We start from the raw sequence: 20,507 nt of genomic DNA, 5'->3' as shown, positions 1-20,507 counted from the left end.
TTACAAACTAGTTAATAAAAAAGACATGAGCGATAAAGAATATTACACAAAAAGAATAAGATTCTTCTTGCGCATCCTTTTATCCTCATGCCTGATCAGTTCAGTTACACGTATAAATGTAATGCACATTATAATTTATTGGTCAAACGGTACAGATGCAAAGTGAGATAGACCGTCTCCGCTTCCTGCACTGGACGTTTTAACGTTTGCTGTAATATTTTGACTAGCTTCCAAGCAGTATTATAGCATAGCGGGTATTCATTTTTCAATAGGGTCATAATCTTGTCCGGCTCCCGGACTTCCTCTCCCCGTTTTATCCGGTCAATTGCAAATCGGAAGTGACGGACAAGTCTTATATAATTGATGCTTTCGCGATCCACTGTAATGGCTAAACTCTTCTCAATCACCTGGAACATCTGGGCGATAAGCCTTGTATATTGACTTAGCTCTCCTACTGGCTGATTGATACAGGCACTGTGAATATGCAAGGCGATAAAACCGATTTCCCCGTCTGGAAGCTCAATACCGAGCCGTTCGTTTAATAATGACACTGCCTCACTAGCTACCGTATATTCTTTTGGATAGATGAATTTTGTTTCCACAGCAAAAGGATTTTTGATATCCAAGCCTTGTTCCAGCCGTTTCATCGCAAAAGCTAGATGGTCCGTCAATCCGACGTGGATATGCTCATTCAACGGATGCTCCATCCGTTTTGCTATTAAATAAATCACATCATTCATTACTGCAACAAGTTCTTCATCGATATGATTCAGCATCTGTTTGTAGCTGTTTTGCTCCTTTTCATCTTGAAGGACAAATAGCTTTTCAAAAGTACCTTCCGCAAGGAGGCTACCTGCTTTCTTCCCGAAACCAACTCCTTTACCGATCAGCACGACTTCTTTCGCCGCTTCATTTTCAGCAATGAGTACATTATTGTTCAATACCTTTTGGACAGAAAAGGAATTCCCCATAGACTATCTCCTTTTATTATTCATAACGATATTGTAATAGATAATTAGTCCTTTGTGTAACTTTTTGAATCCGCTTTCTTTCCTAATATAGAAAAAATGTATAGCTATTTTCTGCTATACACTTCTTTATACGGGCTCTGGTAACGATGTATGCAATAATAAATCCGCGAAATTACGCGTTAGTGGCAAGGCATCATCCAAGCTGCGGGAAGTACCATATGCATAAAGGAAAGGGCTATGCTTCTTTTTTCTGATAGCAACTCGACAGCTGGCTTCTTTATATTTCTCGCGTACATCCATACACGCAAGCAGCTGGTCGAATGTCAGGATTGCGATTTCTCCGCCAAGAAGATCTTTCTTACTGCATATCAGCACAAACAGCTGGTGTCGTTCTTCATCAGACCATTGCAGCAGACGTTCTCGTTCTTCATCCGAGAAGCGGAAATTCCACGTATTAGTCGAACTTGTCGCGTATTTGGAATATACTTTCATCCGATTCGAACCTGTTTCCAGCTGGTAAACCCGTCGTTCCTTACTTTCCTCGATCAGGGCAGGAACAATCTGCATGGATACAAGCTTAGAAAGGAAGGCACCATAATAATAATCATATTTGTTCAACATACTATCGTTGCTCCTGTCTTTGTTGTTCCAACAGTATAGCATGGCCGCAGATTTTTTGCAGATGCCTGTTACAAATAATAACTCGCTTACGAATGAGCATTTTGTTTGCTACCTTTTTCACAAGTCTCTAGAATATAGTCCATACAAAGGAGGAATATTTCCCGTGAATGAAAAATACGCTTCTCTTTTCGAGAGTTTAACCTTACCAAATGGCGTTACGTTGAAAAACCGCTTCGTACTCGCTCCGATGACACATTACTCTTCCAATCCTGATGGAACGATTTCTGATCAGGAACTTCCATATATCGCACAGCGTTCCAAGGATATCGGCTTGGTTATCACTGCTGCATCGAATGTATCTGATAGTGGAAAAGCATTTCCTGGACAGCCTTCCGTTGCCCATGATACAGATATCCCCGGCTTGAAAAAGCAGGCAGATACAATCAAGGCTGAAGGAGCAAAAGCGATCATCCAGATACACCACGGCGGACGTGAAGCAGTTGCTGATCTTGTGCCTAATGGAGATATTGTTGCCCCAAGCGCTGTAGAAAAAGAAGGAGCAGCTACTCCGCGCGCATTGGAAACTGCTGAGGTGCAGCAAATCGTAGAAGATTTTGGTGAAGCTACTCGCCGTGCTATCGAAGCTGGCTTTGATGGCGTAGAGATTCATGGTGCAAACGGCTATATCATTCAGCAGTTTTATTCTCCATTCTCCAATCGTCGTGATGATGAGTGGGGCGAGCGTTTACGCTTCCCATTGGCTATCATCGACAAAGTCACGGAAGCTGTAGAAAAGCATGGTTCAAAAGACTTTATCGTTGGTTACCGCTTCTCTCCAGAAGAACCGGAAACACCTGGACTGACGATGAAAGAAACGTTCGAATTAATTGATGCACTTGTAGAAAAACCATTAGATTACCTGCATGTATCTTTGATGGACTTCCATTCCACAGCAAGACGCGGTGCTGATACAAATGCAAAACGTATCGATTTAATCAAAGAACGAATCAATGACAAAATACCATTGATCGGCGTAGGATCCTTGTATTCCGCTGAAGACGCAGCCGCAGCGAAAGCGACTGGTGTCCCACTGATTGCTTTAGGCCGTGAATTGTTAATTGATCCAGAATTCGCAACGAAGCTTAAAGAAGGACGTGAAGATGAAATCATCCGTCTGATCGATCCTGCCCGCGCGGATCACCACGGTTTAACAGAAACGCTTTGGAATATCGTATTGCAAACAAAAGGCTGGGTTCCGACAAAAGCAGAGTAATAGCGAAGCGCATCCTATTATGCTTTAATGGAATAAAAGCATTCGAAGGAGAGAGCCCAAATGGCAAAAATTTCAGCATTAGTATTAAAACCAGAAAGAGACTTCGCTGCAAAGTCTGTACCATCTGATCCCCAAGGCATTCAAAAATTTGTTGGCGGCTCACCCATCATGACAAGATTGGTTGATGGTATTGTTGTCGTAAGCAATGAAAGTGCTACGGAAAATGATCCGTTGAACTTCACTATTTTCCAGCGTCACAATGACCACGTTCATGAACTAGGCAAACTATACGGTGATGCTGTATTCGCAGCAGAATCTGAAAAAGGATTGACTAGCCTTGACAAGGATCAGAAACAAGCTGTTAAAGAATGGTTCCAATTCGGTCGGGATAGACTTCTATTAAATGAATAGACGAAAAATACCCTCTCACATGAGAGGGTATTTTTTATGCTTGCTGCTTTTCAACAAAACGCTTAATCCGTTTCATCGCTTCTGTCAGCTGCTTCATCGAAGTCGCATAAGAACAGCGAATATAACCTTCTCCGCTTTCCCCGAATACACTTCCAGGTACAACGGCAACCTTTTCTTCAATCAGCAATGCTTCGGCAAAAGCTTCGGAGCTCATGCCGGTTTCTTTAATAGATGGGAAGATATAGAAAGCTCCGCCCGGTTTGTTCGTCATCAAGCCCATTTCCTCGAAGGCGGACGTTACAAAATTCCGACGCTGGCGATAGCTTTTTCTCATATGCTCTACACTGGCAGATCCGCTGCGCAGTGCTTCAACTGCGCCGTATTGAGCCATCGTCGGTGCGCACATAATTGTATATTGATGAATCTTTGTCATTGCTTGGATCAGTTCAGCAGGTCCTGCAGCATAACCGAGACGCCAGCCTGTCATCGCAAATGATTTAGAGAATCCGGAAATGAGAATCGTGCGATCCTGCATATTCGGTAAACTGGAGAAGCTTACGTAATCAGCTTCATAGCTTAGCTCTGCATATATCTCATCAGAAAGGACGAGTAAGTCATGTTTTTCCACAAGCTCTGCAATTGGCAAAAGCTCCTCCCGGTTCAACATAGTGCCTGTCGGGTTATTCGGATTACATAGGATGATTGCCTTTGTTTTTGACGTAAGCGCATTTTCCAATTCTTCCGGTTGCAGCTTAAAGCCGTTCTTCGCCTTCGTCCCGACAGAGACCGGTACGCCTCCTGCCAATGAAACGGCCGAAGCATAAGCTACAAAGCATGGCTCGACAATGATAACCTCATCACCTGGGTTGAGGATAGCCCGTAAAGCAATATCGATTGCCTGGCTGGCCCCTACCGTCACAATCACTTGATCCTCAGGGCGGTATGTCACAGAGTATGTTGTTTTGAGATAATCGGAAATCAGTTCCCGCAATTCCAACAGTCCAGCATTTGCTGTATACGCTGTGTACCCTTGCTCAAGCGAGTGATAGCTTGCTTCAATAACATTCCACGGTGTGACGAAATCTGGTTCACCAACCCCCAAGGAGATGACATTATCCATTGTAGAAGCTAAGTCGAAAAAGCGCCGAATCCCAGATGGTTTTAATGCATCGACATGCTCCGCAATGAAGCGGCTCGTATCCAGACTCATGGACTCACCGGCATTCTGCGATCATTATTGTCATCCTCACCGAAGATGATGCCATCATGTTTATACTTTTTCAGGATGAAGTGAGTGGTCGTCGAGATAACAGTGTCCAATGTGGACAGCTTTTCAGATACAAAGCGCGCCACTTGCGACATCGTTTTGCCCTCCACTGAAACGGACAAATCGTATGCACCTGACATCAAATAGACAGCTTTCACTTCCGGGAAACGATAAATACGCTCTGCTACATCATCGAATCCCTTGCCTCTGATAGGTGTTACTTTTACATCGATCATAGCAGTAACACCTTCATGACCACGCACTTCCGTCCAGTCAATTAGCGTTGAGTAGCCGTGGACAATCTGCATTTGCTCAAATTTACTGATAGCAGCATCTACTTCATCAACGGACAGCTCTACCATCCGCGCTATCATATGTACGTTCATTCTTCCGTTTTTCTCTAATAGCTCTAGTATTTCTATCTCTTTCTTATCCAAGTCTGTCACTCCTCTAATACCTAATGATGTAATTCTATTTTATCTGAAAACAAAGAATTGAGAAACCGAAAACGATTACACCATCGACATATCACCCGATGATGATCCGTTCTTCCGGATTTCGCACGGCAGTCTTCCTGATTCGGAAAGCTAATGCAAACGCGATGGTAATCGGTCCAACACGGCCCATGAACATGAGAATGGATAGCAGGATCTTGCCGGATTCTGATAGATCCGGTGTAAGTCCAAGTGACATCCCGACCGTTCCGAAAGCAGAAAGCACTTCGAACGCAATATAATTCAGTGCAGCACCTTTTTCGGTAATCGCAAGCAAAAATACGAATAGCGATACAAGGAGAACAGAATATGTCGTGATTGAAAAAGCTCGGAACACTAAATCTCCCGGTATCCGCCGATTTCTAATATTCACTTCTTGCTTCCCTTTTATCAGTGCCCATACCGCAAACAGCAATATGGCAAAGGTAGTAACTTTAATGCCGCCTGCTGTTCCTCCAGTTCCGCCACCGATAAACATAAGCGCCATTGTTACCAGCTGTGATCCTAATGTCAAATCAGCAGTATTCAGCGAATTGAAACCAGCAGTCCGCGGAACTACACCATGGAAATAGGAAGCCAATAGTTTATCATTCCATGACAGATTTCCGATAGTAGCTGGGTTACCATACTCCAATAGAAAGATTAATAATGTCCCGCTAACGACAAGTACAGCAGACATCCATAGAACAACTTTCGTATGAAGTGTCAGCCGCTTTCTTGTTTTTCTCTTCTGGAAGATATCAGCTACGACAATGAAGCCGATTCCTCCTAATAACAGCAGACTTGTCAACGTAAGATTGACTATCGGATCATCAACATAAGCAGTCATGCTGCTGAAATCTCCCATAATATCAAATCCGGCATTATTGAATGCGGATATTGAATGAAAGAGTCCGTAATAGAAAGATTTCGGATAGCCAAACTCATCTCCCCAGTGAATCCCGAGAATAATCGTTCCAATCACTTCACAAATAATAGTGAATAAGAGAACAAACCGTACCATCGTGACAATTCCTTGATACGAATCCTGATTGAGTGATTCTTTAACTAGATGCCTCTCCTCAAAGCTTATATTGCGGCGAAGAAGCAATGCAATGAATACCGTAAGCGTCATAAACCCTAATCCGCCTACCTGGATAAGACACAACAGTACAATTTGCCCAAATAAAGTAAAAGTGGTCTGTGTATCGACCACTACCAGCCCTGTCACACAAACAGCTGAAGTTGCCTCGAATAGCGCATCAATAAAAGAAAGATGGTGCCGATCTGCTGTCGCAATCGGAAGCATTAGAAGAATCGTACCCAATGCGATCAACAGGAGAAATCCCAGCGCAAAAAATTGCGGCGGATTGATTTTTATACGGTGAAACAGCTTCCCACCTCTAGTCGCCATGTCTACCCAAGTCCTTTTATCTTATTTTACATCTCACTTATACTATATATCATTCGATTATAATACTGAAAAAAGGGTGAATATGCTATGGTATATTGTAGCTAAATGAAGAAAAGGATGTTCGACATGCATATAGCAATTATTGGAGCAGGAATAGCTGGATCTGTTACCGCTTATAAACTTGCCAAAGCAGGCATGCAGGTAACTGTTATCGATCGTTTTGACCAAGGACAAGCGACAGACGCAGCAGCCGGAATCGTCTGTCCATGGCTCTCTCAGCGGCGCAACAAAGATTGGTATCAGCTAGCCAAAGGCGGGGCTCGCTATTACCCGGAGATTATTGAGGAACTTCGGATTGATGGCGAAGAGGAAACAGGCTATGCCCGTGTAGGTGCCTTAAGCTTGCATCAAGATCCCAAGAAATTAGAAGCCATGCAGAAACGTGCAGAAAAACGCAGAGACGACGCTCCGGAAATGGGAGCCATCACGATGTTAGAAGAAGATGATGTACGGCAGATTTTCCCATTACTTGCACCAGGATTTGGTGCCGTACACGTTAGCGGAGCTGCTCGTGTCGATGGCCGGGCTTTACGCAATAGTTTGCATCGGGCTGCTAAGAAATACAACGCTCGTTTCGTTTCAGCTGATGCTCACCTTTCGATGACTGCAGGACAAATTGTCGTCACAGCCGGCGATGAAGAATGGATACCCGATCAGGTTGTAGTCACAGCCGGCGCTTGGGCAAAGGAGCTGCTAGAACCGTTAGGCTATTCACTGCAAGTCAGCTTCCAGAAAGCACAAATTTGCCATTTACAGCTTGATGCTGTCCAAACAGAAGACTGGCCAGTTATTATACCGCCCAACGATCAATACCTGCTTGCTTTCCCAGACGGCAGGATGGTGGCTGGAGCCACACACGAGAATGATGACGAAATGAATACAAAAATCACTGCTGGCGGCGTGCATGAAGTGCTAAGCAAAGCTATGCAGCTTGCGCCTGAATTAGCTGAAGCTATGCTGACTGAAACGCGGGTTGGCTTCCGGCCATTTACACCTGGCTTTCTTCCAGTCTTCGGCCGCCTTCCAAAGCATCAAAATCTTTATGTAATGAATGGATTGGGCGCATCTGGTCTTACAATGGGACCGTTTGTTGCCTCTCAGCTCACGAAGTTGATAATAGGACAAGAAACCGATATCGATATTTCTGCTTATAATCCGGTAAGTGCGTTAGTATAAAGTAAGCCCATGTTCAGCATGGGCTCTTTGTCATAATTAGGAACCGTAAGCCATCAGACTCCCGATTAAAACGATTGATTTCCCGGAAGCCAGCCTTTTCATAAAGGTGGATAGCACGCTCATTGAAAGCAGCTACAGTAAGCCGGTATTGGTCTTGCTCGATGTTTTTCTTAATCCAATTCAAAATTTCAGTGAAAAACTGCGAGCCACTTCCTTGTCCGGTCTTTTCTGGTACCATCCCGACTCCGATATCCAAATAGGCATGGTTACTATAGTCACCGCCAAGCACACGTGCATCATCTCCAACACAGAAATATCCAAGCAGGTTCCCGTTTTCATATACCCCATAATAGTCACCGACCATGAGCATCATGACTGCACCTTCCGTGTAGGTTAGGTTATAGAGGTCGTATGGCGGGGAATAGCGCCAATGCAATACTGCATACGCATCATCTGCTGTTAATGATTTTATCTCATATCCCATCAAAAGAACTCCTTCTATCAGTTGTTGCTTGTATTATAGCATTTTCCATCTATAGAGAAATGGGTATACTTGAACTTAAGAAAGGACGGTATTGCTTATGGAATTACGGCAGCTGCGCTATCTGATCGAAATTGTGAAACAGAAGAGGCTAACGAAAGCAGCAGAAAGCTTGCATGTATCTCAGCCCGCCCTCAGCAAAACGATCAAGAGTCTGGAAGAAGAACTCGGTATCACCTTATTCAAACGTACGAACAAATCCACTACCTTGACCGATGCGGGCAAAGTAGTCCATACCTATGGTCAGCAAGTGCTGGCCCAATTGGATGAGATGCAAACGACCCTTCAAGATCTTACTGATCTGAAACAAGGAGCTGTCACTATCGGGATTCCGCCTATCATCGGCAGTCTCTTCTTTCCTAAGGTAATGGCTCGCTTCCACCAGACCTATCCGAATGTCACGATTAATATTACCGAATACGGGGCCGCCCGTGTCGTAAAGGCAGTAGAAGAAGGGGAATTCGAGCTTGGTGTTGCTGTTTTGCCCCTTGATGAAACGGAGTTCAATTATTATCCAATTGTTGAGGAAGATATGAAGCTGATGGTGCATCGGGAGCATCCGCTAGCAGATCGAGAATTGGTTGAGCTGAAGGAATTGAAGGATGAAGATTTTATTTTTTATAATGAAGAATTCGCTTTACACGATATTATGCGAAAACGCTGCATCGAGGAAGGCTTTGAACCGCATATCCTCTTCAAAAGCGCGCAGTGGGATTTCATCAGTGAAATGGTCGCTGCTAACTTAGGAGTCAGCCTGCTTCCTGAATCCATTTGTAATCGTACCTATAACGCTGATATCCGCATTATAGATATAACACCGTCTATTCCTTGGAACTTGGCAATCATCACCAAAAAGGACAAATACATTTCCTATGCCGGAAGACGTTTTATTGAGTTTTTCCTTTAATTCGATATAACTATAAGTTATACACAATATAATATATATGTATTTTACGAATACGTGAGACCGCAGTATGATGGAGTTATCAATAAAAATAGTTATGATAACTTTCTGTTAGGAGGAAGAAATATGGTACGAAAAACGATTACCATGCTTTCTCAGCTAGCGATCATTCACGTATTTTATTTTGCCGGTGTCGGCTTAGCGCATATATTATCTCTTCCGGTACCAGGCTCCATTGTAGGTCTGGTCTTGTTATTACTAAGCTTATTTGCAGGCATCGTCAAACTGGAATGGATCGAGAAAGCAGGGGGCTGGCTGTTGGCTGAACTTCTGCTTTTCTTTGTCCCATCAGCTGTCGGTATCCTGAATTATAAAGAAATATTGAACTGGCAAGGTCTGGAGACAGTGCTGCTGATTCTGATCAGCACCTTCATCGTGATGGCCGCTACTGGATTCACTGCTGAGAAACTGTATAGAAGAAAAAGAAAAGGAGGACACACACAATGACTACCGCACTGATTATCTTAATAGGCACCATTGTAACCTACGTCATCTACCGCGCCTCAAAAGTTGTGTACAAAAAATGGCCCATGCCATTCTTCCACCCTCTGCTGTTGTGTCCTTTGATTCTTATCGGTATTATCCAGCTGGCTCATTTGCAGCCAAGTGATTATGCCTTATCTTCTAGTCTTTGGACACATATGCTTGGACCAGCTACTGTTGCCTTTGCGATTCCCATCTATAAACATGCTCCTCTGTTACGAAAAAATATCATGATCATCTTAACTAGTATTGCAGCCGGTACATTGGTAGCAATCAGTTCTTCCCTGCTTTTGAGTCTAGTTATGCGATTCAATGGCGATTTACTGATCAGCCTCCTGCCTCGGTCCATTACAACTCCGATCGCAATTGAAGTATCGAAAACGATTGGTGGCTTACCGACCTTGACGACCGTTTTCGTTATCGTTACTGGTGTGACAGGCGGTATCATCGGCCCGTATGTCATTCGGCTGATGGCACTTAAATCCCCTGTTGCTCGCGGCTTAGCACTTGGAATGGGGGCTCATGGAGTTGGTACAAACAAAGCAATGGAATATGGAGAGCAAGAAGGTACGTTCTCGACTATCGGCATGATTATGGCTGCCGGTATGACATTGATTTGGGGAGGCTTGCTCATACCTTCCTTGCTGCAAATCACCATCCTATGAAAAAAAGCATTTGCCGAAAATGGCAAATGCTTTTTCTTATGCATGTTTTTTGCGAAGAATGAACATGCTTACTGTGATGATTACAAAAGCGGTGAATGCAAGCAATGGAATCGTGATGAATCCGAGCCAGTTGATATAGTGACCCGAGCACGGTACACCACTGGAACAGAGGCTGGCTCCTTGTAAAGCGGGTACCTTTTGATGCAGGTAATGATAACCTGAAATAAGTACTCCGAGAATACTAAGCGGCAGCACATACTTATAAATTCGAACATCATTTTTATAAAATGCGATACCTAGTATGATGGCTAACGGATACATGAGAATCCGCTGATACCAGCATAGCGTACAAGGCACGAATTTCATAATTTCACTGAAATAGAGACTGCCCAGCATCGCAATGACTGCAGTTATCCAGGCAAATAACAGGCTCTTATTCATCAGTTCGCCTCCTGCGTTTCCTCATCCACCATATCAATCAAGTCGTTCATATCTTGACCTTCGAATAGTTTCCCATTTACGAAGATTGTTGGAGTACCTTGCACACCAAGATCATCCGCAAGTTCTGTATCTGTTGAAACGGCATCATCGGTTCCATTATTCTGATACACTTGCAATACCTCTTCAGCTTCTTCATCGCTGACTACTTCACGAAGCTTGTCCATTAGGAAATCATCAGTGAAGCTTGTATTCAAATCTTCCGCGAAGAGAACATCGTGGAATTTCCAGAATCCATCATCTCCAAGTACTTGGTAAACTGCCTCACTGAATTCTGCACCCTTCTCGGAGTCTGCATTAATGACCGGCATATTCATGAAGTAGAAGCTAGCCTTACCAGTTTCAATCAATTCCTGATCGATTACCGGGAAATTATTATGGTGGAACTCTTGGCAGTGGATACATTTGTAATCGCCAAATTCAACTATTTTAACCGGGGCATTTTCATCACCAAGGAAAGGCTGACTGCTGTAGTCGATATCCTGCGCCTCATCACTGGAAGACCCTGTATAATTATTAATGAGGACCAGTGCTACTACTAAAAGGATAATCGCCAAAACAACCCAAACAATGACCTTAGATGCTTTAGAAGCAGCTCCTGATGTATTGCCTGCGGATTTCTTCTTTTTTGCCATCTCACTATCGCTCCTTTATTACAGAAATAAGATGATAGATTTCTTCTATCACATAACATCATAACATTAAAAAGTAAAAATGGATGCCTTGCAACAAATTTGATTACAGGTATTTTTATGCGCAAGTCTCCCACTTAATACTTCACCCGTTTGAATTAGTTTGTGAATTGCATTACAATATAATAGTTCTGATTATGGCCTTTTTTTATGGGTATCACGGAAAGAAAAGAAGGGATTTACTTGAAGGAATATCATTTACCGCAGGCACCGGCACGACTTAATCTGCGTGATGCATTACGTGTCAGATCGGCTGCCTATCCTTGGAATCGAGCAATTGGATCTGGCCTCGCCACCTGTCTGCCAATTTTGATTGGTTTATTGTTAGGTGACATCATCCATGGATTTTCAGCTGCGCTCGGCGCTTTTACATTCTTATATATAGGAACAGAAACGTATAAACAACGAGCCAAGAAGCTCGCTGCAGTCGCTATCTGTCTAGCTGCCGCTATGGTGCTTGGAAGTCTGCTTGCTCCGTATACAATTGTGCTTTCTATAGTCGCAGGTATCATTGGCATAATTGCCTTTTACGTCCTGAACACTTTGCAGCTTCTCATACCAGGGCCGATGTTCTTCGTTTTAATATTTTGCATGGCTACAGGGCTGCCACTAGACCCGCATAGTGCGTGGGAACGAGGATTATACGTCTTGCTTGGAGGAGCACTATCTTGGCTTCTTGCCATGGCAAGCTGGCTCTGGACAAAAAAGAACCACGAAAAACAAGTTCTGGTCAAATCCTACAGACAGCTTATGACAATGCTGCAATCCATTGGGACACCATCGTTCTATCAGATGCAGCACCTTACCGTCCTGACGTTAAAGCAAGCCGACCGAATTATCTATGCATCCAAAAGGCAGCCAGCTGCGCTGCGTTTACATGAGCTAGCTGCAGATATTTTCTATACATTGACACAGCTCAATAATGACAGTCTCTCATCAGATTTGCGAAAATCCTTAGAAAATCAGCTGACTGCAGTAATCGATGCACTCGAAGATGCAAAAGGCAACTGGCCTGCATATACAAATTCTGAACAGTCAGTAGTACGCAATCTCCAGCTTGAATTGGAGCAGGCATATGAACTTTCCTCCAAAGCAACTGCTGAGGAAGCTGTCCATGTCGAGACAGAGTCTGCTTGGAGTGTGCTTCGAAATGGTCTTTCACGTAAAAACATTACCGTCCGGCACGCTTTATTTTATGGACTGTTTATTATGATTGCTTCGCTACTGGCGCACAGCCTGGGATTTAACCGCCCATATTGGGTACCTGTAGCCTGTGCTGCTGTACTTATCGGGGCGAACACGACACTCACTATTCATCGGGCAATCCAGCGCTCACTTGGCACCATCGTTGGTACCCTCATAGGTGGACTGATTTTATCACTAGAACCGTCCGGCATTTACCTGATTCTTGTTGTTGGTCTGCTGCAGCTCTGTGTGGAACTAGTGATAGTACGCAACTACGTTTTTGCTAACATGTTCATTGCTCCACTTGTCCTTGTACTGGTAGAGACAATGAATCCAGGCAATACTGTCAGCTATTTCGTAACAGCAAGGGTCGTCGATACGATTGTCGGCAGCTTGATTGCTATTCTCGCTGTATTGCTTTTATGGCGAGGTATCCATACTCGCTTCCTCCCGATCATTCTGAAAGAAACAATCCTGAATATGCAGGAGCTGCTCCGTGCAATTCATTCAGGAGATCGGGAAAAAAGACATACAAAAAAATTAATGAACAATTTGATCGAATTGCGAGCTGCATATGATAGAAGCCTTGGTGATTTCTCGGCTTCCCAGCAGCAGGCTGAAGTTTTGTGGCCGGCCATCATGCACACGCAGCATGCAGGTTATCTGCTCATGTCCCTCCGCAAGAACAAAGATAAGTTAACGGAAACTCAATATGATGCAATTCAGAACCAGCTCGGCAGCATCATGACCAGTCTTTCAACTCGACAGCCAGTATCCTTTGAAAAGTACGAGGAGCTCGATTTACAGCGGGAGCTCAACCAGCTGCAGTCTGCTCTTACACAGCTTCACAAAACAAAAGATGCGGCCAAGCTCGCACCTAATTGACCTTCTCTGACGACAGAGAAGGTTTTTTTGTGTTACAGGCACGAGAAAGAAGGGTACGATTATACACAAAGAACAAGAAGACAGGAGCGGTACATCATGCAAACAGATCAGAAAAAACGCCCGGTCGTCGCTTTGACGGGGGCGAGCGGCTACATAGGCAGTCATCTATTGGATAAATTGAAAGAGCGTTTTGATATCATCGCCTTATCACGCAGCGGTGACAAGCGGGAAAACACAGACCAGGTAACATGGCGGTCTTGTGATTTATTTTCCCAGATCGATACCGAAAAAGGTCTTCAAGGAGCTGATATCGCGGTCTACCTTGTCCACTCGATGAGCCCTTCTGCAAAGCTCACCCAGGCAAGATTTGAGGATATGGATGTCATCTTGGCCGATAACTTTGCCCAAGCTGCCAAGAAAAACGGCGTGAAGCAAATCGTTTATCTAAGCGGGATCATCCCGCCGGATGAAAAACTTTCCCGTCATCTTCGCAGCCGATTGGAAGTAGAGAAGATACTTGGATCTTACGGCGTACCTGTGACGACAGTTCGAGCAGGATTAATCGTAGGTCCGAAGGGATCTTCTTTCCCGATTGCTGAAAAGTTGGTCAAACGACTGCCAGTCATGGTCTTGCCAAGCTGGACAAGGACGAAGACACACCCAATCGCGCTAGCTGATGTATTAACAGCATTACAAAAAAGTGTCGGGAATAAAGACGTTGCTGATAAAGCTATAGATGTCGGCGGCCCAGAAGTCATGACGTATAAGGAAATGCTTGAACACCTTGCGGGCGTAATGGGTAAAAAGCTACGCAGCTTTAATGTACCATTCCCTACTGTCATGCTCTCCCGACTATGGGTAAAACTCATCAGCGGTATGCCAAAAGAGACAGTCTACCCTCTGATCGAGAGCCTGTCACATCCAATGGTTGCGCAGCCTTCCCACTACGTGGAGGGCATCAGTAATGGTCAGATTTCCTTTGATGAAGCGGCCAGGACGGCCATGGAAGAAGAGAAGCAGAGTAAAGATTCCAAGCATAGCAAGAAGCCAATGCTTCCTTCCCTTCCGCCACGTCAGGATGTTCGGTCTGTACAGCGCATGCCGATCCCTTCCGGTAAGGACGCAGGCTGGGCAGCGAAGCATTACATGAGCTGGGTATCCGAATCACTCCGTCCTTTTGTTCGGACAGAGATTGATGATCAGTTTAATTGTAAGATCTTTTTGACTTTTACCAAGCACCCCTTGCTGATCCTGTCTTATGCTAAAGAAAGAAGCACCGCCCATCGAGCATTGTATTACATCACTGGCGGCTTGTTTGCCAATGTAAAGGAAAGCCAGCGGGGCCGAATCGAATTTCGGCAAATACCAGGAAAACAGGAGATGGTCGTTGCGATACATGAATACTTGCCGTCTCTGCCTTGGTTCGTCTATAAATATACCCAAGCTCCTATTCATATGCTTGTTATGTTTTTGTATCGGAAACACCTCGAGCGTCTGATCCTCCATAAATCGCAGCCCTGTTTACAAGTACCGCAGCTTGCGGCACAGCATTGAAAAAAGGCAGCACATCAAGTGCTGCCTTTTTTGAAGGTTCTATACTAAGAGGCTGCTTACACTGTGTATCAACATTACATTTACTATTTCGAGAGATTGATTGAGTCCCCAGCCTCCTGATACCAAAAGAGTGAATAATCGTTCATCGTAGAAGCGTGGCCCAACTGGCGCAGCATTGCAGAAACATTGCCCCGGTGATAGGTACCGTGATTGACTACATGCAGTACAATTTCTGATAACCGAGTGTGTCGTGTGCCAGCATATGGGTTCTCAAGCAGAATAGTTCGGTCCAGGTCGTCCTGGCTTCGCAACCATTCTCGGTATTGTTCTGCTAACTGCGCGAAGTCGTTTGCAAATTGATCTGCAGAATGCTGAAGAGTCTCCTTTTCAAGTGGCATGCACATTTCCAGTGCATCCTGCATACGAGCACCATTTAAAACCTGATACCAGACACTTTCCACTGCATAGATATGACCAAAAGCTTGGGCGATAGTCGGAAATGAGGTGTTCACTTCTTCGCGCAGCACAGCAGCTGGGAGCTCCTTGATCCGGTTCAAGAGGGTTTGATTGGCCCAATAATGGTAGGTATACATTTGTTCTGGATGATTCATTCGTATCTTCTCCTTTTGATATAACTAGATTTAGGTTGTTTCTCATCACATTATAAAAAAAGAAGTATGACAGCAGTCTGTCATACTTCTTCATAAAGTTTAATTGTGTTTTGCAGCTTCTCTTTTAGAATGACTCGCAGGCCCAGCGGCTCGGCAACTTCGACTCCGCTCCCGAAACTCAGCAGAATTGACCATAACCATCGTGCTTTTAGCGGCTCATAAACAGGGATTCTCATCGTCATGCTGCCATCAACATGAAATTGCTTATCAACTTGGTGAAACTGATCCAATGCTTCCGCCAATGCCTCCTGCCTGACCTTTATTACCACATCAGACACCTTATTTCCCATTACATTATCAGAAGTAAGATTTTCTTTCTGCATTTCGTCATGCGGCTGAAACGTTTCCTCTGTCAAAGACAACTCCAGCATCCGGGACAATCGGAACTCCCTATAACCCTGTCGATTTCGGCAAAAACCATTAATGTACCAATTGCTATACTTGTAATGAAGCTGCAATGGTTCCATATCACGAGTGGTGCGTTGATTCTGTGCATTGATATAATCAAAGCGGACAACCTTTCGCTCCATGATGCCAGAGCGCAGTTGGCGAAGTGCCTCCGGCTCCGTCCGGCAGCTTTCAAAGTCCACCGAGAGATTCTGACTCTGATGCTCCTTCCCAATTGTTTGCAGGCGCTCAATGGTTCCCTGTGCACGCTCATCTTCAAACACAGTGGCAAGGCTTTTGAGCACAGTGATCAAGGAATCAACATCATATGAACCGAGCAAACTTCTGTCCATCTTGTATCCGTCCATTATGCCATAACCACCCTTATTTCCCTGATACGATACAACTGGGATACCTGCAGCACAAATCACATCTATATCCCGGTAGATAGTTCTTGGGGAAACTTGGAACTCTTCAGCTAGCATAGAAGCAGACAAAACTTCGTTGTTCAAAAGTTTGTAGATTATAGAAATCAAACGCTCCAATTTCATGTGTATTCCTCCCTTTATCCGATTTCGAATTTTTAAGCGTTTCTCTAAAATATAAGGGGCAGCACATCACGTGCTGCCCCTTTATTCGCCGCCTCCTCCATCCATCGAGAAGGAACCATTATTATTGTGCAAGACCATATCCAGTACAATCATGACAGCGATATAAGTAAGCAAATGAGATTCATCCTCTATCTGCATTTCGTACGTATCGCCCCAGGTGAACCACTTTTTCGTTACATGCATCAACGGCTCATTCCCATCCGTCAACGTATACTGATGCGACCAAACATCACCATCCAGACTCCAATTTTGCGGCTTCAACGAGAAATTAGCTTTGAAGAAGGTGAAGTTCTTCGTCACTTCGGCAACTTGTTGGCCATTTTCTTCAATTATATATCTTGGCTTCAAAAAAGCTAGCTGCTGCTTGATCTCAACAAGAGGCTGATCATTCAGATCAGTGATCGTCAACCGATCCTGCAGGGAAAAAAGTTTGCTTTTGACACGATAAACCTCCTGCTGATCTGCGTCGAATACCGAAAAGCTATCCTTGAAGCTGAATACTTTTTGTTTAATATAATATGTCCCCATTGCCACACCTCCGCAAATTCTCTATTTCCTTCATACGAAGGTACGGAAGCTTTAGTTCCAAATTCTAAATAAGTTTCGTTTTTTCCTTCGGTACTGCACGCTCGACACTCGCATACCGCTGGCGCAATGCCATTTCACAGAACAAGATGCCAAGCAGTGTAAAGACCATGTAGCTGAATCCCATACCATACTTGCCGACCGACTCTCCCATGATAATGCCTCCTGCGCCAATCAGCTTTCCGAATTGGAACACAAAGCCATGGAAAGCCATGTATGTCCCGCGTTTCGTATCATCGACCATGTCAGCCAGCATGCTTTGTCTTGTTGGGACATACATCAGCTCACCTAAGGATAGGATCAGAACTGCTGCTGCCAATAGAAATGGGCTATTACTGACAGCCATAATGACAAATCCTATGCCGAACAGGACAAAGCCTGTGTACATGACCAGGCGCTCATTATGCCCTTTAATCAGTTTGGTGACCAAACCTGTGAAGAGCACAATCAACAATGTATTTTCCACAGTCAGAAGACTGACCAGACGCAGTCCATCTATGGATAAACTGAAGCCAAAAATAGACATGCCCATCTCTGCGATGTCTTTCTCCATGCGAACCGTCAAATAATTGCTCCGCTGGAACTCAAGCGAAAGGATAGCAATGCCGCTAAGTACAAACAGCAAGAAGGCTCTGTCTTTGCCAACACTGCGGTAACTTTGAAACAAGGATTTTAACCCAAGGTCTTTCTTTTCTCCAACCGCCGTACGAACTGTATATGTTTCTTGGATGAACATAATTGTAATTACCATCGTGATGACAGACATCACCACTAATCCGAGAAGCAGCTGGAACATATAATCCTGAAACAGCCAGCCACCTATCGTAAGACCAATCATCATAGCCAGATTGTTTGCCCAATAGTTGATCGCATACATATAAGCACGTGTTTCCTGTGTACTCACATCAATCAGCATCGCCTCTTGGGCTGGCATGATCATTCCGCTGGCAATACTAATTACCATCAGCATGGCAAAGGTGACTGAAGCAGAAGTGAAATTTGGTGTATTAGCAAGCACCATTCCGATGAAAGCTAGAGCTTTAGCCGCTTCACCAATTACCATCATCTGCTTTCTACCGATTCGGTCAGCTAAGTGTCCGCCATAAAGACTTGCCAGGAACTGAATGACAACATTGACCATCATCAGTACCCCTGCTATTGTCGCATTCATTTCTTGCACAAAATAAACCGCCATAAACGGGAAAATCATACTGCCAATCATGCGACTCATAAATGAAGTATAAATTCGTATTCGTATATTCGGATGCAGACTTCTGAACATTTCTGCTCCCCCTCTCTCTTTTTTTCCATTATATAGAAGTTGAAAAGAGGTAAAAAGTGTATAATTCTATTAAAGATGTCACCTTTTAGGAGGGGGAAACCCGTTGGATATTAGCTACTACCTGTTACGTGCCCATTTATACGAGAGAGAAACGAACGGACAAGTGTCGTGTACGCTGCATGAAATCGAAGCTATCTGGCAATGCACGAGGAGGCATGTCATCCGTAAACTGAAGAAACTAGAGGAGCTCGGACAACTCCTTTATCAGCCAGGACGCGGCAGAGGACGCAGCTCATCCCTTTCATTTCCGAGCGACTTCCGGGAAGACGTAGAAAAGTGTCTGAAATTCTGTATTCAAGAAGACAAGCCCACTATACTGTTCCAGCTCTTACAGCTGCCGATCCCTCGTCACTGGTATACCCATATGACGGAACTGGAGCAGCTTTTTGGCTACCAGCAACAGGAAGGGCAAGATACACTTCGTACCGTTTTCAACCGACCGATTACGACGCTCGATCCTTGCGCAAGCTCGATTACTTTCGAAAGCCATCTGATTGAGCAGCTTAGCGACACACTCGTTATCTATGATCAGGAAACAGACAGTGTACATCCCCACCTTGCCCATCATTGGAAAACAAATGAAGATAGTACCGAATGGGTTTTCTATTTGCGAAAAGGAGTCCTTTTTCATCACATGCGGGAGATGACGTCAGAGGATATAGCTTATACAATAGACCGTTTTAAACCGGATTCACCTTATTATTGGCTCGTTAGTGATGTAGTGCAGACAGAAGTGATTGATCGTTATATCATCCGTTTCCAGCTAGCCAAACCAAATCCATTTTTCCTTCGTTATATGGCGAGTGTAAGCATGGCAATTCTTCCCCGAGATGTAATGTTCAATGAATATGAATGGGTTGCAACCGGACCTTATCAATTGAAGGAAAGAACGGAGCAAAAACTTGTACTTGATGTTTTCCCTTCCTACTTTCATATGCGGCCTTTTCTGGATAGAGTCGAGATGTGGCGCATCAAGCCTGGTGAAAAGAAAGTAAATTACACTTTGCCCGATCAGCAGGGACCGATGCAATCTCACTACGAAATACAACAAGGATTTCATTTCCTCGGATTTAACTTTCATAGGGATTCCATCATCCAAGACAGATTGTTCAGGGAGGCGATGTATCACCTAGTCGATACAGAAAGGGTATTTGATGAATTAAATTTGGAGCAGCAGTTCGGCAAGCTGAAGCTTGCAAGCAGCTTCTTTACCGAAAAATCTATTCCCCCAAGAAAAAGCACGAAGGAAATGCTGCAAGCTCTGGCTCAATCGAAATATCAGGGCGAAATATTGAAGGTTGGCGTTCTCAGCCATAAATCAGCTTTTATCCAAGCAGAATGGCTTGTACAGGAAGCAGCAAAATATAATATCGCGCTTGAACTCATTGAATATAATTTGGACAGCATTTATAACAAAGAGGAAATGCTTGCATTTGATATGACCTTTTTGGGAGAAGTGGCTAACATTGATCGCGAGCTTTCTTTTATCGGCGCCTTTAAGAATGAGGCCCTGCTCTTCCGAACTTACTTCGGCGCCCATTTAGATCCAATCGACGCATACTTAGAACAATATAAACAAGGACCAACGAAGGATGAACGAAGTCGTATCGCTGAATCAATCGAAAATTATATCCATGAGGAAAGACTAATTATATTTCAAAACCATCCGATTAAAGAACGAACTCACACTTCTTTCCTGCAGGATTTTGAGCTTACCGGATTCGGCCACCCGAATTTCCGTAAGCTGTGGGTTGATAAATTGGCATAAAGAGGCTGGG

The 20,507-nt window shown here is 44.2% G+C and carries 21 protein-coding genes; 9 read left to right on the top strand and 12 right to left on the bottom strand.

Annotated features, from left to right (window positions below; all coding sequences use genetic code 11):
- Window positions 1–128 precede the first annotated feature (128 nt).
- Entirely contained in the window at window positions 129–971 is an 843-nt protein-coding gene (glcT, locus tag CHH48_RS14920) for a glucose PTS transporter transcription antiterminator GlcT (protein ID WP_095219953.1), read from the bottom strand.
- 126 nt (window positions 972–1,097) lie between these two features.
- The gene (locus tag CHH48_RS14915; protein ID WP_095219952.1) at window positions 1,098–1,592 is read right to left on the bottom strand and encodes a hypothetical protein; all 495 of its coding nucleotides are present in this window, start codon (window positions 1,590–1,592) and stop codon (window positions 1,098–1,100) included.
- Window positions 1,593–1,755: 163 nt separating this feature from the next.
- Between CHH48_RS14915 and CHH48_RS14910 the strand changes: the two genes are divergently transcribed.
- Both CHH48_RS14910 and CHH48_RS14905 read left to right on the top strand, forming a co-directional pair.
- Window positions 1,756–2,865 carry an NADH-dependent flavin oxidoreductase gene (locus CHH48_RS14910; RefSeq protein ID WP_095219951.1) on the top strand — a complete coding sequence of 370 codons (1,110 nt, stop codon included), beginning with the start codon at window positions 1,756–1,758 and terminating at the stop codon, window positions 2,863–2,865.
- Window positions 2,866–2,925: 60 nt separating this feature from the next.
- Window positions 2,926–3,276 carry a DUF3846 domain-containing protein gene (locus tag CHH48_RS14905; RefSeq protein ID WP_095219950.1) on the top strand — a complete coding sequence of 117 codons (351 nt, stop codon included), beginning with the start codon at window positions 2,926–2,928 and terminating at the stop codon, window positions 3,274–3,276.
- 34 nt (window positions 3,277–3,310) lie between these two features.
- On the opposite strand, the gene CHH48_RS14900 is transcribed toward CHH48_RS14905, so the two are convergent.
- The 3 genes from CHH48_RS14900 to CHH48_RS14890 form a co-directional block, all read right to left on the bottom strand.
- Entirely contained in the window at window positions 3,311–4,486 is a 1,176-nt protein-coding gene (locus CHH48_RS14900; RefSeq protein WP_095219949.1) for an aminotransferase, read from the bottom strand.
- Window positions 4,483–4,980, bottom strand: a complete 498-nt coding sequence (locus CHH48_RS14895) for an Lrp/AsnC family transcriptional regulator (protein ID WP_176466466.1) — start codon at window positions 4,978–4,980, stop codon at window positions 4,483–4,485. The genes CHH48_RS14900 and CHH48_RS14895 overlap by 4 nt, the downstream gene beginning before the upstream one ends.
- Before the next feature lie 91 nt (window positions 4,981–5,071).
- On the bottom strand, window positions 5,072–6,430 hold the full coding sequence (locus CHH48_RS14890; RefSeq protein WP_095219948.1) for a TrkH family potassium uptake protein: 1,359 nt from the start codon (window positions 6,428–6,430) through the stop codon (window positions 5,072–5,074).
- A 126-nt stretch (window positions 6,431–6,556) separates the two neighbouring features.
- Between CHH48_RS14890 and CHH48_RS14885 the strand changes: the two genes are divergently transcribed.
- Complete coding sequence (locus CHH48_RS14885; protein WP_095219947.1) at window positions 6,557–7,666, top strand: NAD(P)/FAD-dependent oxidoreductase; 1,110 nt, start codon at window positions 6,557–6,559, stop codon at window positions 7,664–7,666.
- 13 nt (window positions 7,667–7,679) lie between these two features.
- Here CHH48_RS14885 and CHH48_RS14880 read toward each other — a convergent pair whose 3' ends face one another.
- Entirely contained in the window at window positions 7,680–8,150 is a 471-nt protein-coding gene (locus CHH48_RS14880) for a GNAT family N-acetyltransferase (protein WP_095219946.1), read from the bottom strand.
- A gap of 97 nt (window positions 8,151–8,247) precedes the next feature.
- Between CHH48_RS14880 and CHH48_RS14875 the strand changes: the two genes are divergently transcribed.
- The 3 genes from CHH48_RS14875 (at window position 8,248) to CHH48_RS14865 (ending at window position 10,319) form a co-directional block, all read left to right on the top strand.
- Window positions 8,248–9,114: a LysR family transcriptional regulator gene (locus CHH48_RS14875; protein ID WP_095219945.1), complete on the top strand. Its 867-nt coding sequence runs from the start codon at window positions 8,248–8,250 to the stop codon at window positions 9,112–9,114.
- A 123-nt stretch (window positions 9,115–9,237) separates the two neighbouring features.
- A complete protein-coding gene (locus tag CHH48_RS14870) occupies window positions 9,238–9,618 on the top strand; it encodes a CidA/LrgA family protein (protein WP_038557742.1) in 381 nt (126 codons plus the stop codon).
- Complete coding sequence (locus tag CHH48_RS14865) at window positions 9,615–10,319, top strand: LrgB family protein (RefSeq protein WP_095219944.1); 705 nt, start codon at window positions 9,615–9,617, stop codon at window positions 10,317–10,319. Before CHH48_RS14870 ends, CHH48_RS14865 begins: the two co-directional genes overlap by 4 nt.
- A 36-nt stretch (window positions 10,320–10,355) precedes the next feature.
- Here the strand turns inward: CHH48_RS14865 and CHH48_RS14860 are convergent, their stop codons facing one another.
- Both CHH48_RS14860 and CHH48_RS14855 read right to left on the bottom strand, forming a co-directional pair.
- Entirely contained in the window at window positions 10,356–10,760 is a 405-nt protein-coding gene (locus CHH48_RS14860) for a disulfide oxidoreductase (protein ID WP_095219943.1), read from the bottom strand.
- The gene (locus CHH48_RS14855; protein ID WP_095219942.1) at window positions 10,760–11,452 is read right to left on the bottom strand and encodes a DsbA family protein; all 693 of its coding nucleotides are present in this window, start codon (window positions 11,450–11,452) and stop codon (window positions 10,760–10,762) included. The genes CHH48_RS14860 and CHH48_RS14855 overlap by 1 nt, the downstream gene beginning before the upstream one ends.
- 240 nt (window positions 11,453–11,692) lie before the next feature.
- On the opposite strand from CHH48_RS14855, the gene CHH48_RS14850 reads away from it, so the two are divergent.
- On the top strand, window positions 11,693–13,579 hold the full coding sequence (locus CHH48_RS14850) for an FUSC family protein (protein ID WP_176466465.1): 1,887 nt from the start codon (window positions 11,693–11,695) through the stop codon (window positions 13,577–13,579).
- A gap of 96 nt (window positions 13,580–13,675) precedes the next feature.
- Window positions 13,676–15,133 (top strand): NAD(P)H-binding protein, encoded by a 1,458-nt coding sequence (locus CHH48_RS14845; protein ID WP_095219940.1) that lies wholly within the window; start codon window positions 13,676–13,678, stop codon window positions 15,131–15,133.
- Window positions 15,134–15,216: 83 nt separating this feature from the next.
- On the opposite strand, the gene CHH48_RS14840 is transcribed toward CHH48_RS14845, so the two are convergent.
- From CHH48_RS14840 to CHH48_RS14825, 4 genes are all read right to left on the bottom strand, one after another.
- Entirely contained in the window at window positions 15,217–15,744 is a 528-nt protein-coding gene (locus tag CHH48_RS14840) for a DinB family protein (RefSeq protein ID WP_095219939.1), read from the bottom strand.
- A gap of 80 nt (window positions 15,745–15,824) precedes the next feature.
- Window positions 15,825–16,742: a helix-turn-helix transcriptional regulator gene (locus CHH48_RS14835; RefSeq protein ID WP_095219938.1), complete on the bottom strand. Its 918-nt coding sequence runs from the start codon at window positions 16,740–16,742 to the stop codon at window positions 15,825–15,827.
- An 81-nt stretch (window positions 16,743–16,823) separates the two neighbouring features.
- A complete protein-coding gene (locus CHH48_RS14830) occupies window positions 16,824–17,330 on the bottom strand; it encodes an LURP-one-related/scramblase family protein (RefSeq protein WP_095219937.1) in 507 nt (168 codons plus the stop codon).
- 64 nt (window positions 17,331–17,394) lie between these two features.
- Window positions 17,395–18,669 carry an MDR family MFS transporter gene (locus tag CHH48_RS14825; RefSeq protein WP_095219936.1) on the bottom strand — a complete coding sequence of 425 codons (1,275 nt, stop codon included), beginning with the start codon at window positions 18,667–18,669 and terminating at the stop codon, window positions 17,395–17,397.
- Window positions 18,670–18,772: 103 nt separating this feature from the next.
- Here CHH48_RS14825 and CHH48_RS14820 point away from each other — a divergent pair, with 103 nt between their 5' ends.
- On the top strand, window positions 18,773–20,497 hold the full coding sequence (locus tag CHH48_RS14820; protein ID WP_095219935.1) for an ABC transporter substrate-binding protein: 1,725 nt from the start codon (window positions 18,773–18,775) through the stop codon (window positions 20,495–20,497).
- The last annotated feature ends 10 nt before the right edge of the window (window positions 20,498–20,507 follow it).

This window comes from Terribacillus saccharophilus, from assembly GCF_002272075.1.
Lineage (GTDB): Bacteria > Bacillota > Bacilli > Bacillales > Amphibacillaceae > Terribacillus > Terribacillus saccharophilus_A.
Note: the sequence above shows the minus strand (reverse complement) of the source record. Positions and strands in the feature narration are given on the sequence as shown.

Excerpts from the sequence above, each read along its gene's own strand:
- glcT (WP_095219953.1), bottom strand. The coding sequence starts at position 971 with ATGGGGAATTCCTTTTCTGTCCAAAAGGTATTGAACAATAATGTACTC.
- CHH48_RS14915 (WP_095219952.1), bottom strand. The coding sequence starts at position 1,592 with ATGTTGAACAAATATGATTATTATTATGGTGCCTTCCTTTCTAAGCTT.
- CHH48_RS14905 (WP_095219950.1), top strand. The coding sequence starts at position 2,926 with ATGGCAAAAATTTCAGCATTAGTATTAAAACCAGAAAGAGACTTCGCT.
- CHH48_RS14900 (WP_095219949.1), bottom strand. The coding sequence starts at position 4,486 with ATGAGTCTGGATACGAGCCGCTTCATTGCGGAGCATGTCGATGCATTA.
- CHH48_RS14890 (WP_095219948.1), bottom strand. The coding sequence starts at position 6,430 with ATGGCGACTAGAGGTGGGAAGCTGTTTCACCGTATAAAAATCAATCCG.
- CHH48_RS14885 (WP_095219947.1), top strand. The coding sequence starts at position 6,557 with ATGCATATAGCAATTATTGGAGCAGGAATAGCTGGATCTGTTACCGCT.
- CHH48_RS14880 (WP_095219946.1), bottom strand. The coding sequence starts at position 8,150 with ATGGGATATGAGATAAAATCATTAACAGCAGATGATGCGTATGCAGTA.
- CHH48_RS14875 (WP_095219945.1), top strand. The coding sequence starts at position 8,248 with ATGGAATTACGGCAGCTGCGCTATCTGATCGAAATTGTGAAACAGAAG.
- CHH48_RS14870 (WP_038557742.1), top strand. The coding sequence starts at position 9,238 with ATGGTACGAAAAACGATTACCATGCTTTCTCAGCTAGCGATCATTCAC.
- CHH48_RS14865 (WP_095219944.1), top strand. The coding sequence starts at position 9,615 with ATGACTACCGCACTGATTATCTTAATAGGCACCATTGTAACCTACGTC.
- CHH48_RS14860 (WP_095219943.1), bottom strand. The coding sequence starts at position 10,760 with ATGAATAAGAGCCTGTTATTTGCCTGGATAACTGCAGTCATTGCGATG.
- CHH48_RS14855 (WP_095219942.1), bottom strand. The coding sequence starts at position 11,452 with ATGGCAAAAAAGAAGAAATCCGCAGGCAATACATCAGGAGCTGCTTCT.
- CHH48_RS14845 (WP_095219940.1), top strand. The coding sequence starts at position 13,676 with ATGCAAACAGATCAGAAAAAACGCCCGGTCGTCGCTTTGACGGGGGCG.
- CHH48_RS14840 (WP_095219939.1), bottom strand. The coding sequence starts at position 15,744 with ATGAATCATCCAGAACAAATGTATACCTACCATTATTGGGCCAATCAA.
- CHH48_RS14835 (WP_095219938.1), bottom strand. The coding sequence starts at position 16,742 with ATGAAATTGGAGCGTTTGATTTCTATAATCTACAAACTTTTGAACAAC.
- CHH48_RS14830 (WP_095219937.1), bottom strand. The coding sequence starts at position 17,330 with ATGGGGACATATTATATTAAACAAAAAGTATTCAGCTTCAAGGATAGC.
- CHH48_RS14825 (WP_095219936.1), bottom strand. The coding sequence starts at position 18,669 with ATGTTCAGAAGTCTGCATCCGAATATACGAATACGAATTTATACTTCA.